We start from the raw sequence: 13,942 nt of genomic DNA, 5'->3' as shown, positions 1-13,942 counted from the left end.
GTTGATAGGCCGGATATGGAAGCACGGTAACGTGTGGAGTTGACCGGTACTAATAGGCCGAGGGCTTGTCCTCAGTTGCTCGCGTCCACTGTGTTGGTTCTGAAACCACGAACAATCAGACCGTGTGGTCACCCGGTTGGTTGTCTGTTTCATAGTGTTTCGGTGGTCATAGCGTAGGGGAAACGCCCGGTTACATTCCGAACCCGGAAGCTAAGCCTTACAGCGCCGATGGTACTGCAGGGGGGACCCTGTGGGAGAGTAGGACGCCGCCGAACAATCTTTCAGAAGGGTTGGACCCCGAACTTCGGTTCGAGGTCCAACCCTTTTTTGTTCTGCGTCACTTGACGTTCACGTCGTGCAACGAGCATCCATCCCATGGGTACTGCTGCACTGCTCAGGGCCGCCGGCGTCGGAGTGGGCGACGAGGTCGTCGTACCGGCCTTCGGGAACGTGGAAGTCGCCGCAGCCGTGGCGACGACAGGGGCGCTGCCGGTGTTCGCCGACATAGATCCGGCGACGTACTGTCTGGAGCCGGCCGCGATCGAGGCGGCCATAACTCCCCGGACGGCCGCCCTCGTTGTCGTACATCGCTTCGGCAGGCCCGCTGACGTCGGGCGGGTGCACGCGCTCGGCCGACGGCACGGACTGCTGGTGCTGGAGCACGGGGAATCCGAGGCGCCCTACGACGAGACAGCCCAGCGACGGGAGCGGGCGGCGTTCCTCGACGCCAGACTGAGGGGTGTGCGGACGCCCGAAGGCGGTGCCGGGCACACCTATCAGCAGTACGTCGTGCGGGTGCCGGGGAACGGCCGGCCCGACCGGGACGCCTTCGCACGGGCCATACGGAGCAAGGGCGTTGAGTGCCGGGTGCCAGTGAAGACCCCCGTGCACCGGCTGCCCGAGTTCCGGCGGTGCCTGTCCCTGCCCGAAACCGAGCGGGCCGCCGACGAGACCCTCGCGCTCCCCGTGGACGCGTCGCTGACCAAGAGGGACATGCAGCGGATCGCGGCGGTGTGCAACGCGCTGGGCGGACTGCTCCAGCCGACCGGCTGAGCGGTGGTTGGGAGCACGGGGCTGTTCGGGGTATGATCTATTCCGTTGCCACGCGGTAAACCCCGCGCACGGCGACAGGCCCCTATAGCTCAGTCGGCAGAGCGTCTCCATGGTAAGGAGAAGGTCAACGGTTCGATTCCGTTTGGGGGCTCGGAAAGAAAGGCCCCGCCCATTCGGGCGGGGCCTTTCTCATGCCCTCGGAGAAGGCGCCCTCTCTAATCCATGTGCAAGCCCGGTACGCGCATGGCGAGAATCGCCATGTCGTCGGACGGGGGTTCGGAGGCGAAGCGTTCCACGGCGCGCATGATGCGGGCCGCGACCGCTCCGGCCGTCAGACCGGTACAGGTCGTCAGGACGTCGGCCAGGCCGTCGTCGCCCAGCATCCGGGAGCCCTCGCGGCGTTCGGTGACACCGTCGGTGACGCAGAGGAGGACGTCACCGGGATCGAGGGTGACGGTCTCCTCGTACAGCTCCAGGTCCTCGATGACCCCGAGGAGGGGCTGCGGCTCCGCGGCCGGCTCGACCGTGCCGTCCTGGCGCAGGCGCAGCGGGAGGGGATGGCCGGCGCAGACCACCTTCAGCTCCGCGCTGCCGTCGTCCTGCGGGCGCATCTCGCCGTAGAGCAGGGTGAGGAAGCGGCTGCGGGCGCCCTCGTCGAGGATCGCGGAGTTGAGGCGCTCCAGGACCGTCGGGCCGCTCAGGCCCTCACGGGCCAGCAGCCGCAGCGCGTGCCGGGCCAGGCCGGTCACGGCCGCCGCGTTCGGGCCCGTGCCGCAGACGTCGCCGATGGCGAAGCCGTAGGCGCCGTCGCTGATCGGGAAGAGGTCGTAGAAGTCGCCGCCCACCTCGTTGCCCTCGCCGGCCGCGCGGTAGATGACCTCGACCTCGACCCCGTCGACCGCGGGCAGCTCCGGCGGCAGGAGGCTGCGCTGGAGGGACTGGCTGATGGCCGTGCGCTCCGAGTAGAGACGGGCGTTGTCCAGGGCCAGGGCCGCCCGCCGGGACAGGTCCTCGGCGAGTTCCAGGATCTCCTGGCGGAAGTGCTCGTCGGTCGGTTTGCCGAGCGTCAGCATGCCGATGACCCGGTTGCGGGCGACCAGGGGGAGGACCACCGTCTCGCCGCCGACCGCGGAGGCCGTCGCGAGGGTCGGGCCGATGCCCGTGGTGACCTGGCGGGTCGGGCCGCCGCTCAGGCCGAGGCTGCGCATGGAGGTGCGCAGGGCCGCCTGGTGGGCGACCTCCGCGGGGGCGGACCAGACGCGGGCGCCGGGGGTGGGGACCGGATCGGGCGGGGGGATCTTCGACAACAGGGACTTGATGCCGTCGATGAGGTCCTCGTCCTCGTGCAGCACGTAGGACAGGTCGGGCTCGGAGGCCTGGTCGGCGATCGTGTAGACGGCGCACCAGGTGGCGAGGGTCGGCACGGTCATCTGGGCCATCAGGGCCAGGGTCTGGTCCCGGTCCAGGGTGCCGGCCAGCAGGTCGGAGGCCTCGACGAGGAAGCTGAGCGAGCCGCGGCGCAGGCGCTCCAGTTCGCCCAGGCGGGCCGACTCGACGGCGAGCGCGATGCGGTCCGCCGCGAACTGCAGGCGCAGCGCCTCCTCGTTGGAGTATCTGCCGGGTGCCTCGGCGGCGACGCCGAGGGAGCCGGTGAGACGTCCCTCCACCTTCAGCGGGACGGTGACGACCGAGCGCATGCCGGTGCCGTTGAGCAGGGGGACCGCGCCGGGGACGGCGGTCAGGTCCTCGTGGACGGCCGGCATGCGGGCGGAGCCGTAGCGGCCGGGGCCCGCCTCCACGGGGACGCGGGCGAAGCGCTGGCGGGCCGAGGGGAGGCCGGTGGAGGCGCGGACCTCCAGTTCCGTCTCGTCGTCGGTCGCGAGGAGCAGGAAGGCGGAGTCGCCGTCGAGCATGTCGCGGGCGCGCTCCACCGTGCGCTGGAGCAGCCCGTCGAGGTCGTCGGGGGCCGGAGAGCCGATGAAGACCTCGAAGGGGTCGGTGCCCTGGCTCTCCGAGGTGCCGGTGGTGTCGGTCGTCGGGGCGCGCAGCGGGGTCTGCAGAACCGCCCGTTCGTGGTCCCGCACCAGCAGGCAGACCGTTGACGGCTCGCCCTCGGTGTCCCGGACGCGCAGGTGGGAGGCGTACACGGGGATGACCCGGCCGTGGGCGCCCCTGATGCCGTAGCTGCCCTCCCAGCGGGAGAGCCGCAGCGCGTCGGCGATGCCGGTGCCGGTGCCCGGGGTGTGCGGCCAGGCCGCGAGGTCGGTCAGCGGTTTGCCGGTGACCTGCTCGGCGGAGTAGCCGAAGAGTTCCTCGGCGTCCTCGTTCCAGGCGGTGAGGGAACCGGTCCGGTCGACCTGGACCACGGCGACGCGGACCCGGGTGTCGGCGAGCGGAAGGAGGTGGGTCGGCAGGGAGGGGCCGGCGGTGCGGGTGCCGACCGGGCGCTCGGGAAGGTCGAGCCGGAACCAGACGGTCTTGTGGGTGGGGGTGTAGTCCACGCCCCAGTGGCCGGCGAGGGCCGCGCACAGCTGGAGGCCGCGGCCCCCCTCGCGGTCGGGGCTGCCCATGGTGACGGCGGAGCCCTGGAGCGGGATCTCGCGCTCCGGATACCGGTCGGCCACCTCGATGCGTACGCCGTCGTCGCTGCGCAGGCAGAGCAGGTCGGCGGAGGTGCCGGCGTGGACCACCGCGTTGGTCACCAGTTCACTGGTGAGGACCACGGCGTCGTCGACGATGTCGCCGAAGCCCCAGCCCTGCAGGGTGTCGCGGACGAAGGAGCGGGCGCTCGCGACCGATCGCCCCACGGGCTCGAAGCTGGCGGCCGCGCGCGCGGTGATCACAGAACTCCTCGACCGGGTCTCGACGGGCAGGGCTGCCTGGCCGACCGGCTCGTGCCGCTGGTGCGGCAGGCCGTCGGTCGACCGCGGGTCCGGGGGATGCTCCCCCGGGATCAGTCCGGTGGTCATGTGTGCGGCCGCCCTCCGATGCCCGCTCGTTCCCGTGCCACCGCCCAGGCCGGACGGACCGGCGTGGCTGGACAGCCGGATGCAAGGTTACTTACCTTCGCGGTCCGAGCGGATGCCGGTCTGCTGTGTTTCCGTCCGGAGGTGTCCGCCGTCCGGCGGGTGTGCGGGCGATGTGCGAAGCTGCCGAACTGTTATGGCCTGGTTCGACGGGGGTGAAACACTGGGCAGGCTTGCGGTGAAGGTCCGAGCAGGCCGTGTGTCTTCCGCGCCGGGCGGGCAGCAGCCCCCTTGGCGGCGCCCTGGAACGTCGGGCAGGACATCGCGGTGGTACAGGAAGAGCACAGGAGCAACGGGAGCGCCCTTGGCGGTGTGCCCGGGCACAGCGGTAACGGTCGATCCTGCGGGAGGGACACAGTGGAGTCTGGCGCAGCGACGCGGGGCACGAAGACGACGCGCGCGAAAGGCGGACAGTCCCTGAGCAAGCAGGGAAGGGCGCGGGGCGGGACCACGACGGTGGACACGGCGGCCCTGAACCGGCTGATGACGGCCCTGGTGGCGATGCGGGACGGGAACTTCCGCAAGCGCCTCACGGTGTCCGGCGACGGCGTGATGGCGGAGATCGCGGCGGTCTTCAACGAGGTGGCCGACCGCAATCTCCACCTGACGGGTGAGCTGGCGCGGGTGCGCCGCATGGTCGGACGTGAGGGGAAACTCACGGAGCGGCTGGAGACGGGGGGCTGTGAGGGCTCCTGGGCGACCGCGATCGACAACTCGAACGCGCTGGTGGACGACCTGGTACGGCCGGTCTCCGAGGTCAGCCGGGTGCTGTCGGCGGTGGCCGAGGGTGACCTGTCGCCGCGTATGGAGCTGCGGACGCAGACGGCTCCGGAAGGGGCGGGGCATCCGCTGCGGGGCGAGTTCCTGAAGGTCGCGCGGACGGTGAACAACCTGGTCGACCAGTTGTCGACGTTCACCGACGAGGTCACGCGCGTGGCCAGTGAGGTGGGGACCGAGGGCAAGCTGGGCGGTCAGGCCCAGGTGCGCGGCATGTCCGGTTCGTGGAAGGACCTGACGGACTCCGTCAACACCATGGCGGAGCGGCTGACGGCGCAGGTGCGGGACATCGCGCTGGTGACCACGGCCGTCGCGCGCGGTGACCTGTCGCGCAAGGTCACCGTGCACGTCGAGGGCGAGATGCTGGAGCTGAAGAACACCGTCAACACGATGGTGGACCAGCTCTCCGCGTTCTCCTCGGAGGTGACACGCGTCGCGCGCGAGGTGGGTACCGAGGGCGCCCTGGGGGGCCAGGCGCAGGTGCCCGGGGTGGACGGGGTGTGGAAGGAGCTCACCGACTCCGTCAACACCATGGCCGGGAACCTCACCGCGCAGGTGCGCGGGATCGCCGAGGTGACGACCGCGGTCGCCAACGGCGACCTGTCGCGGAAGGTGACGGTGCCGGCGCGCGGCGAGGTCGCGCAGCTCGCCGAGACGATCAACCAGATGACCGAGACGCTGCGGATCTTCGCGGACGAGGTCACGCGGGTCGCCAACGAGGTCGGGGCCGAGGGACGGCTGGGCGGCCAGGCGAACGTGCCGGGTGCGGCGGGGACGTGGAAGGACCTGACGGACTCCGTCAACACGGTGTTCCGGAACCTGACCACGCAGGTGCGGGACATCGCGGCGGTGACCACGGCGGTGGCCAACGGCGACCTGTCGCAGAAGGTCACCGTGGACGTGGCCGGCGAGATGCTGGAGCTGAAGAACACCGTCAACACGATGGTGGACCAGCTGTCCGCCTTCGGTGCCGAGGTCACGCGGGTGGCGCGGGAGATCGGGGTCGAGGGCGAGCTGGGCGGTCAGGCGCAGGTGCCGGGTGCGGCGGGGACGTGGAAGGACCTGACGGACTCCGTCAACACGGCGTTCCGCAACCTGACCGGGCAGGTGCGCAACATCGCCCAGGTGACGACGGCGGTGGCCAACGGCGACCTGTCGCAGAAGGTCACCGTGGACGTCTCCGGCGAGATGCTCCAGCTGAAGAACACCGTGAACACGATGGTGGACCAGTTGTCGAGCTTCGCCGACCAGGTCACGCGGATGGCACGGGACGTGGGCACGGAGGGCCGGCTGGGCGGTCAGGCGCGTGTGGACGGGGTGTCGGGCACCTGGAAGGAGCTCACCGACTCCGTCAACTCGATGGCGTCCAACCTGACCGGGCAGGTGCGCAACATCGCCCAGGTGACGACGGCCGTCGCGCGGGGTGACCTGTCGCAGAAGATCGACGTCGACGCGCGCGGGGAGATCCTCGAGCTGAAGAACACCATCAACACGATGGTGGACCAGCTGTCGTCGTTCGCCGACCAGGTGACCCGGGTGGCCCGCGAGGTGGGCACCGAGGGCCGGCTGGGCGGTCAGGCGCAGGTGCCCGGGGTCGCCGGTGTGTGGCGCGACCTGACGGACTCCGTGAACGGCATGGCGTCCAACCTGACCGGGCAGGTGCGCAACATCGCCCAGGTGGCGACCGCGGTGGCGCGCGGTGACCTGTCGCAGAAGATCACGGTGGACGCGCGCGGGGAGATCCTGGAGCTCAAGAACACGCTGAACACGATGGTGGACCAGCTGTCGTCGTTCGCCGAGGAGGTCACGCGGGTGGCCCGCGAGGTGGGCACCGAGGGCATCCTGGGCGGCCAGGCCGAGGTGCAGGGCGTCTCCGGCACCTGGAAGGACCTCACGCAGTCGGTCAACGGCATGGCGAACAACCTGACCCTCCAGGTGCGCAACATCGCCGAGGTCACCACCGCGGTCGCCAAGGGCGACCTGTCGAAGAAGATCACCGTCGACGCCAAGGGCGAGATCCTCGAACTGGTCACGACGGTCAACACGATGGTGGACCAGCTGTCGTCGTTCGCCGAGCAGGTGACGCGGGTGGCCCGTGAGGTGGGCACCGAGGGCATCCTGGGCGGTCAGGCGAACGTGCCGGGTGTCACGGGCATCTGGAAGGACCTGAGCGACAACGTCAACCTGATGGCCAAGAACCTGACCACCCAGGTGCGGAACATCTCCCAGGTGTCCGCCGCCGTCGCCAACGGCGACCTGACGCGGCAGGTCAGCATCGAGGCGCGCGGTGAGGTGGCGCAGCTCGCCGACACCATCAACATCATGGTGAAGACGCTGAGCGCGTTCGCCGAGCAGGTCACCAAGGTGGCCCGCGAGGTGGGCACGGACGGCATCCTGGGCGGCCAGGCGCAGGTGCCGGGTGTGGCGGGGACGTGGAAGGACCTCACCGAGTCGGTGAACCAGATGGCGTCCAACCTGACCGGCCAGGTGCGCAACATCGCCATGGTGACGACGGCCATCGCCAAGGGCGACCTGACGAAGAAGATCGACATCGACGCGCGCGGGGAGATCCTCGAGCTGAAGACCACCATCAACACGATGGTGGACCAGCTGTCGTCGTTCGCCGAGGAGGTCACCCGGGTGGCCCGCGAGGTGGGCACCGAGGGGCAGCTGGGTGGTCAGGCGCGCGTGCGCGACGTCGACGGCACCTGGCGGGACCTGACCGAGTCGGTGAACGAGATGGCCGGGAACCTGACCCGGCAGGTGCGGGCCATCGCGCGCGTGGCGACCGCGGTGACCCGCGGCGACCTGAACCTGAAGATCGACGTGGACGCGTCCGGGGAGATCCAGGAACTCCAGGACTACATCAACAAGATGATCGCCAACCTGCGCGACACCACGATCGCCAACAAGGAGCAGGACTGGCTCAAGGGCAATCTCGCCCGCATCTCGGCGCTGATGCAGGGCCGCCGCGACCTGGAGGACGTGGCCTCGCTGATCATGAGCGAGCTGACGCCGGTGGTGTCCGCGCAGCACGGCGCGTTCTTCCTCGCGATGCCGCTGGTCGACGGCGAGGACCTGAACGCCGCGGACGACGACCAGTTCGAGCTGCGCATGCTCGGCTCGTACGGCTACTCCATGGGGTCCATGCCGACGTCGTTCCGGCCCGGCGAGGGGCTCATCGGGACGGCCGCCCAGGAGAAGCGCACGATCCTGGTGGAGAAGGCGCCCAGCGGCTACCTGAAGATCTCCTCGGGGCTCGGGGAGGCCCCGCCGGCCCAGGTGATCGTGCTGCCGGTGCTGTTCGAGGGGAAGGTGCTCGGCGTCATCGAGCTGGCCTCGTTCACCCCGTTCACGCACATCCAGAAGGACTTCCTCAACCAGATCGCCGAGATGATCGCGACGAGCGTCAACACCATCTCGGTCAACACCAAGACCGAGCGGCTGCTCTCGCAGTCCCAGGAGCTGACCGAGCAACTGCGTGAGCGCTCGGCGGAGTTGGAGCAGCGGCAGAAGGCGCTCCAGGCGTCCAACGCCGAACTGGAGGAGAAGGCCGAGCTGTTGGCCCGGCAGAACCGCGACATCGAGGTGAAGAACACCGAGATCGAGGAGGCGCGGCAGGTCCTCGAGGAGCGCGCCGAGCAGCTCGCGGTCTCCATGCGCTACAAGAGCGAGTTCCTGGCCAACATGTCGCACGAGCTGCGCACGCCGCTCAACTCGCTGCTGATCCTGGCCAAGTTGCTCGCCGACAACGCGGAGGGGAACCTCTCCCCGAAGCAGGTCGAGTTCGCCGAGACCATCCACGGCGCCGGATCGGACCTGCTGCAGCTCATCAACGACATCCTCGACCTGTCGAAGGTCGAGGCGGGCAAGATGGACGTCTCCCCGACGCGCATCGCGCTGGTCCAGCTCGTGGACTACGTGGAGGCCACCTTCCGGCCGCTGACCGCGGAGAAGGGCCTGGACCTGTCGGTGCGGGTGTCGCCCGAGCTGCCGGCCACCCTGCACACCGACGAGCAGCGGTTGTTGCAGGTGCTGCGCAACCTGCTGTCCAACGCGGTGAAGTTCACCGACTCCGGATCGGTCGAGCTGGTCATCCGGCCCGCCCGCGACGACGTCCCGCAGGCCATTCGGGAGCAGTTGCTGGAGGCCGGTTCGCTGACCGATCCGGACGCGGACCTGATCGCGTTCTCGGTGAGCGACACGGGCATCGGCATCGCGGCCAGCAAGATGCGGGTGATCTTCGAGGCGTTCAAGCAGGCCGACGGCACCACCAGCCGCAAGTACGGCGGTACGGGACTGGGGCTGTCCATCTCGCGGGAGATCGCGCAGCTGCTCGGCGGTGAGATCCACGCGCAGAGCGAGCCGGGCCGCGGCTCGACGTTCACGCTGTACCTGCCGCTGCACCCGAGCGAGCTGCCGCCGCACGGCTACGCCCAGCCCATGCCGGCGCTGGAGGCGGGTGACCTGGTGGCGTCGGCCGAGGCCGCTCCGGCGGAGGCCGAGACGCCGGCGGAGGTGAGGTCGTACCGGGACGCCCAGAGCGGTCCGGCCGCGCTGTTCCGGCGCCGTCGCAGGATCACGCTGGAGCAGCGGCCCGCTCCGGAGCCCGAGCAGTGGTCCGGAGTGGAGCAGCAGGAGCAGGCGCCCCGGACGTCGAGCCGCGGCATCCGCTTCGGCGGGCAGAAGGTGCTGATCGTCGACGACGACATCCGCAACGTCTTCGCGCTCACCAGCGTCCTGGAACAGCACGGCCTGTCCGTGCTGTACGCGGAGAACGGCCGCGAGGGCATCGAGGTGCTGGAGCAGCACGACGACGTGGCGGTCGTCCTGATGGACATCATGATGCCCGAGATGGACGGGTACGCCACGACCACGGCGATCCGTCGGATGCCGCAGTTCGCCGGGCTCCCGATCATCGCGCTCACCGCGAAGGCGATGAAGGGCGACCGCGAGAAGGCGATCGAGTCGGGCGCCTCCGACTACGTGACCAAGCCGGTCGACCCCGATCACCTGCTGTCGGTGATGGACCAGTGGATGCGGGGGGAGTGAGACCGGGGGCGGGAGGGTGCGCGAGGCGGCGGGAGGCCTCGGCGTTCACCCGCTGTCGCCGACGTGGTGTGTGCGAAGTTGTGTAGAAGTGCGGGAATCGGGGAACCTTCTGGTCTCCCGCCGCGTTTCCGCTGTGTGCACAGTGACATCACGGTGACAGGGTGTGGTGACAGGCGGGGTGCGGCTACGATGACCGGCACAAGGACGGACGGCGCAAGGGAGTCGTCCCCTGGGGCGGTACCCACAGGTGCTTCCCCAGGTCCTGCGGACAGGGGAGGCCCCAAGCCGGGGCGAGGAGGGCGGGCCATGGTGCAGAAGGCCAAGATCCTCCTGGTCGATGACCGGCCGGAGAATCTGCTCGCGCTGGAGGCGATCCTCTCGGCGCTCGATCAGACGCTGGTGCGGGCATCGTCCGGGGAGGAAGCGCTCAAGGCACTGCTCACGGATGATTTCGCGGTCATCCTGCTGGACGTCCAGATGCCGGGCATGGACGGTTTCGAGACGGCCGCGCACATCAAGCGGCGGGAGCGGACCCGGGACATCCCGATCATCTTCCTCACCGCGATCAACCACGGCCCGCACCACACCTTCCGCGGATACGCGGCGGGCGCGGTCGACTACATCTCCAAGCCGTTCGACCCGTGGGTGCTGCGCGCGAAGGTCTCGGTCTTCGTCGAGCTGTACATGAAGAACTGCCAGCTGCGGGAGCAGGCGGCGCTGCTGCGTCTCCAGCTGGAGGGCGGCGAGAAGGACACCGCCGAGTCCACGGAGCCGGCGGGGCTGCTCGCCGAGCTCTCGGCGCGGCTCGCGGCCGTCGAGGAACAGGCCGAGGCGCTCACCAAGCAGCTCAACGACGAGTCGACCGACGCCGCCGCGGTGGCCACGGCCGCCCATCTGGAGCGGAAACTCACGGGATTGCGGCGGGCGCTGGACGCCCTGGAGCCCGGGACCGGCAGCGCGTCGTCGGTGCCGTCGCAGAACTGACGCCGGGGACACGGGCCTTGGCCGGCCACCCCGCGCGTCGTGGACGTGAGACCGCGTCAACTGCGCGTCAACGCCGCACCTCGACGAGCGCGACACGAACGGGTGAAGCATCCGTCGCGCGTGTCCCCTGCCGTCTCCACCGGTAACCTCACACCCATGGCCTCACGTCCCTCCGCAGCCAAGAAGCCGCCCGCGAAGAAGGCGGCCGCTTCCGGGAAGGCTCCGGCGAAGAAGGCCGTTGCCAAGAAGGCCCCAGCGAAGCGGGCTCCCGCCAAGAAGGCCCCGGCGAGGAAGCCCGCGCCGGCCCCGAGTCCGGGTCCGGCCAACGGTGTCTACCGGCTCGTGCGCGCCCTCTGGCTGGGCCTCGCGCACGCCGTGGGCGCCGTCTTCCGCGGCATAGGGCAGGGTGCCAGGAACCTCGACCCCGCGCACCGCAAGGACGGCCTGGCGCTGCTGCTGCTCGCCATCGCCCTGATCGTCGCCGCGGGCACCTGGGCGGACCTGGAGGGCCCCGTCGGCGACCTCGTGGAGATCCTGGTCACCGGGGCGTTCGGCCGGCTCGACCTGCTGGTGCCGATCCTGGTCACCGTCATCGCCGTGCGGTTCATCCGGCACCCGGAGAAGCCGGAGGCCAACGGACGGATCGTGATCGGTCTGTCCGCACTCGTGATCGGCGTGCTCGGACAGATCCACATCGGCTGCGGCTCGCCCGCGCGCAGCGGCGGCATGCAGGCCATAAGGGACGCCGGCGGCCTCATCGGCTGGAGCGCGGCCACCCCGCTGTCGTCGACCATGACCGACGTCCTCGCCGTGCCGCTGCTGGTACTGCTCACCGTCTTCGGTCTGCTGGTCGTCACCGCCACCCCGGTGAACGCCGTCCCGCAGCGCCTGCGCCAGCTCGGCGTGCGGCTCGGACTCGTCCGCGAACCCGAGCCGGAGGAGTTCGGCGAGGACGACGAGCGCTACGAGCAGCAGTGGCGCGAGTCGCTGCCCGCGAGCCGCCGCGGCCGGCGGCCGGCGCCCACGGAGTACGACCCGGACGGCGCGGAGCAGGAGGCGCTGTCCCGGCGCCGGGGCCGGCCCCGCAGGTCCGCGGCGCCGCAGCCCGCCATGGACCGGACCATGGACGCCGTGGACGTGGCCGCCGCCGCGGCCGCCGCGCTGGACGGCGCCGTGCTGCACGGGATGCCGCCCTCGCCGGTCGTCGCCGACCTCACCCAGGGCGTGAGCACCGGCGACCGCGAACCGACCGCACCGGCACCGGTCCCGGCCGCGCGCGCACGGCAGGAGAAGCCGGGGGCGGACGGGCCCAAGCAGGACAGGCCGCCGGCCGGCGTCCTGGACATGACCAAGGAGCCGCCCCGCGAGCCCCGGGACCTGCCCGCCCGCGCGGAGCAGCTCCGGCTCTCCGGTGACATCACCTACTCCCTGCCCTCCCTCGACCTGCTCCACCGCGGCGGTCCCGGCAAGGCGCGCAGCGCCGCCAACGACGTCGTGGTGGACGCGCTGCGGAAGGTCTTCACGGAGTTCAAGGTGGACGCCGCCGTCACCGGGTTCACCCGCGGCCCGACGGTCACCCGCTACGTGGTGGAGCTCGGCCCGGCGGTGAAGGTCGAGCGGGTGACCGCGCTGACCAAGAACATCGCGTACGCCGTCGCCAGCCCGGACGTGCGGATCATCAGCCCGATCCCCGGGAAGTCCGCGGTGGGCATCGAGATCCCCAACACCGACCGGGAGATGGTCAACCTCGGTGACGTACTGCGGCTCGCGGAGTCCGCCGAGGACGACGACCCGATGCTGGTCGCCTTCGGCAAGGACGTCGAGGGCGGCTACGTCATGGACTCGCTGGCCAAGATGCCGCACATGCTGGTCGCCGGCGCCACCGGCTCCGGCAAGTCGTCCTGCATCAACTGCCTGATCACCTCGATCATGATGCGGGCGACCCCGGAGGACGTCCGGATGATCCTGGTCGACCCCAAGCGCGTGGAGCTGACGGCGTACGAGGGCATTCCGCACCTGATCACGCCGATCATCACCAACCCCAAGCGGGCCGCCGAGGCGCTGCAGTGGGTCGTGCGCGAGATGGACCTGCGCTACGACGACCTCGCGGCCTACGGCTACCGGCACATCGACGACTTCAACCGCGCGGTGCGCGAGGGCAAGGTCGAGCCGCCCGAGGGCAGCGAGCGGGAGCTCCAGCCGTACCCCTACCTGCTGGTGATCGTCGACGAGCTGGCCGACCTGATGATGGTCGCCCCGCGCGACGTCGAGGACGCCATCGTGCGGATCACGCAGCTCGCGCGGGCGGCCGGCATCCACCTGGTGCTCGCCACACAGCGCCCGTCGGTCGACGTGGTCACCGGTCTGATCAAGGCGAACGTGCCGTCCCGGCTGGCGTTCGCCACCTCCTCGCTCGCGGACTCGCGCGTCATCCTCGACCAGCCCGGCGCCGAGAAGCTGATCGGCAAGGGCGACGGGCTGTTCCTGCCGATGGGGGCGAACAAACCGACGCGTCTGCAGGGCGCGTTCGTGACCGAGGAGGAGGTCGCGGCCGTCGTCCGGCACTGCAAGGAACAGATGGCGCCCGTCTTCCGGGACGACGTCACCGTCGGGAGCAAGCAGAAGAAGGAGATCGACGAGGACATCGGCGACGACCTCGACCTGCTGTGCCAGGCGGCCGAGCTGGTCGTCTCCACCCAGTTCGGGTCGACGTCCATGCTCCAGCGCAAGCTGCGCGTCGGCTTCGCCAAGGCGGGCCGGCTGATGGACCTCATGGAGTCCAGGAACATCGTCGGGCCGAGCGAGGGCTCGAAGGCTCGTGACGTTCTTGTGAAGCCTGACGAACTGGACGGCGTGCTCGCGCTGATCCGGGGGGAGTCTGAAGGGTAGGCGAACGGGAGGCGGTCGTCGCCCCCGGACATCCGGGAGGGCGATCGTGACCCACCCGTTAGGGACCACCGGGCAACTGTTCCCCGTCGGCGCACGTCAAGTTGAGCGAAGCGACACACTGCAGTCCCACCATCGGGATGTCGGGCCATACCGATGGCGTA

5 protein-coding genes, 1 tRNA gene and 1 rRNA gene are annotated in these 13,942 nt (G+C 70.2%); 6 read left to right on the top strand and 1 reads right to left on the bottom strand.

Features of this window, described 5'->3' with window-relative positions; translation table 11 throughout:
* The first annotated feature begins 158 nt into the window (after positions 1–158).
* The 3 genes from rrf (at position 159) to ABTY20_RS12985 (ending at position 1,204) form a co-directional block, all read left to right on the top strand.
* Positions 159–275, top strand: a 5S ribosomal RNA gene (gene rrf, locus ABTY20_RS12995).
* A gap of 115 nt (positions 276–390) precedes the next feature.
* The gene (locus tag ABTY20_RS12990) at positions 391–1,053 is read left to right on the top strand and encodes a DegT/DnrJ/EryC1/StrS family aminotransferase (protein WP_351997043.1); all 663 of its coding nucleotides are present in this window, start codon (positions 391–393) and stop codon (positions 1,051–1,053) included.
* Between the two features lie 78 nt (positions 1,054–1,131).
* Positions 1,132–1,204, top strand: a tRNA-Thr gene (locus ABTY20_RS12985).
* Positions 1,205–1,268: 64 nt separating this feature from the next.
* Here the strand turns inward: ABTY20_RS12985 and ABTY20_RS12980 are convergent.
* Positions 1,269–4,022, bottom strand: a complete 2,754-nt coding sequence (locus tag ABTY20_RS12980) for a SpoIIE family protein phosphatase (protein WP_351997038.1) — start codon at positions 4,020–4,022, stop codon at positions 1,269–1,271.
* A 414-nt stretch (positions 4,023–4,436) separates the two neighbouring features.
* Here ABTY20_RS12980 and ABTY20_RS12975 point away from each other — a divergent pair, with 414 nt between their 5' ends.
* From ABTY20_RS12975 to ABTY20_RS12965, 3 genes are all read left to right on the top strand, one after another.
* On the top strand, positions 4,437–9,908 hold the full coding sequence (locus tag ABTY20_RS12975; RefSeq protein ID WP_351997037.1) for a HAMP domain-containing protein: 5,472 nt from the start codon (positions 4,437–4,439) through the stop codon (positions 9,906–9,908).
* 306 nt (positions 9,909–10,214) lie between these two features.
* A complete protein-coding gene (locus ABTY20_RS12970) occupies positions 10,215–10,892 on the top strand; it encodes a response regulator (RefSeq protein ID WP_351997036.1) in 678 nt (225 codons plus the stop codon).
* A 156-nt stretch (positions 10,893–11,048) separates the two neighbouring features.
* Positions 11,049–13,781 (top strand): DNA translocase FtsK, encoded by a 2,733-nt coding sequence (locus tag ABTY20_RS12965; protein ID WP_351997035.1) that lies wholly within the window; start codon positions 11,049–11,051, stop codon positions 13,779–13,781.
* The last annotated feature ends 161 nt before the right edge of the window (positions 13,782–13,942 follow it).

It is taken from the genome of Streptomyces sp. NPDC126497 (assembly GCF_040302425.1).
Classification (GTDB): Bacteria; Actinomycetota; Actinomycetes; order Streptomycetales; family Streptomycetaceae; genus Streptomyces.
The sequence above is the reverse complement of the archived record's forward strand: the minus strand, read 5'-3'. Positions and strand labels throughout refer to the sequence as shown.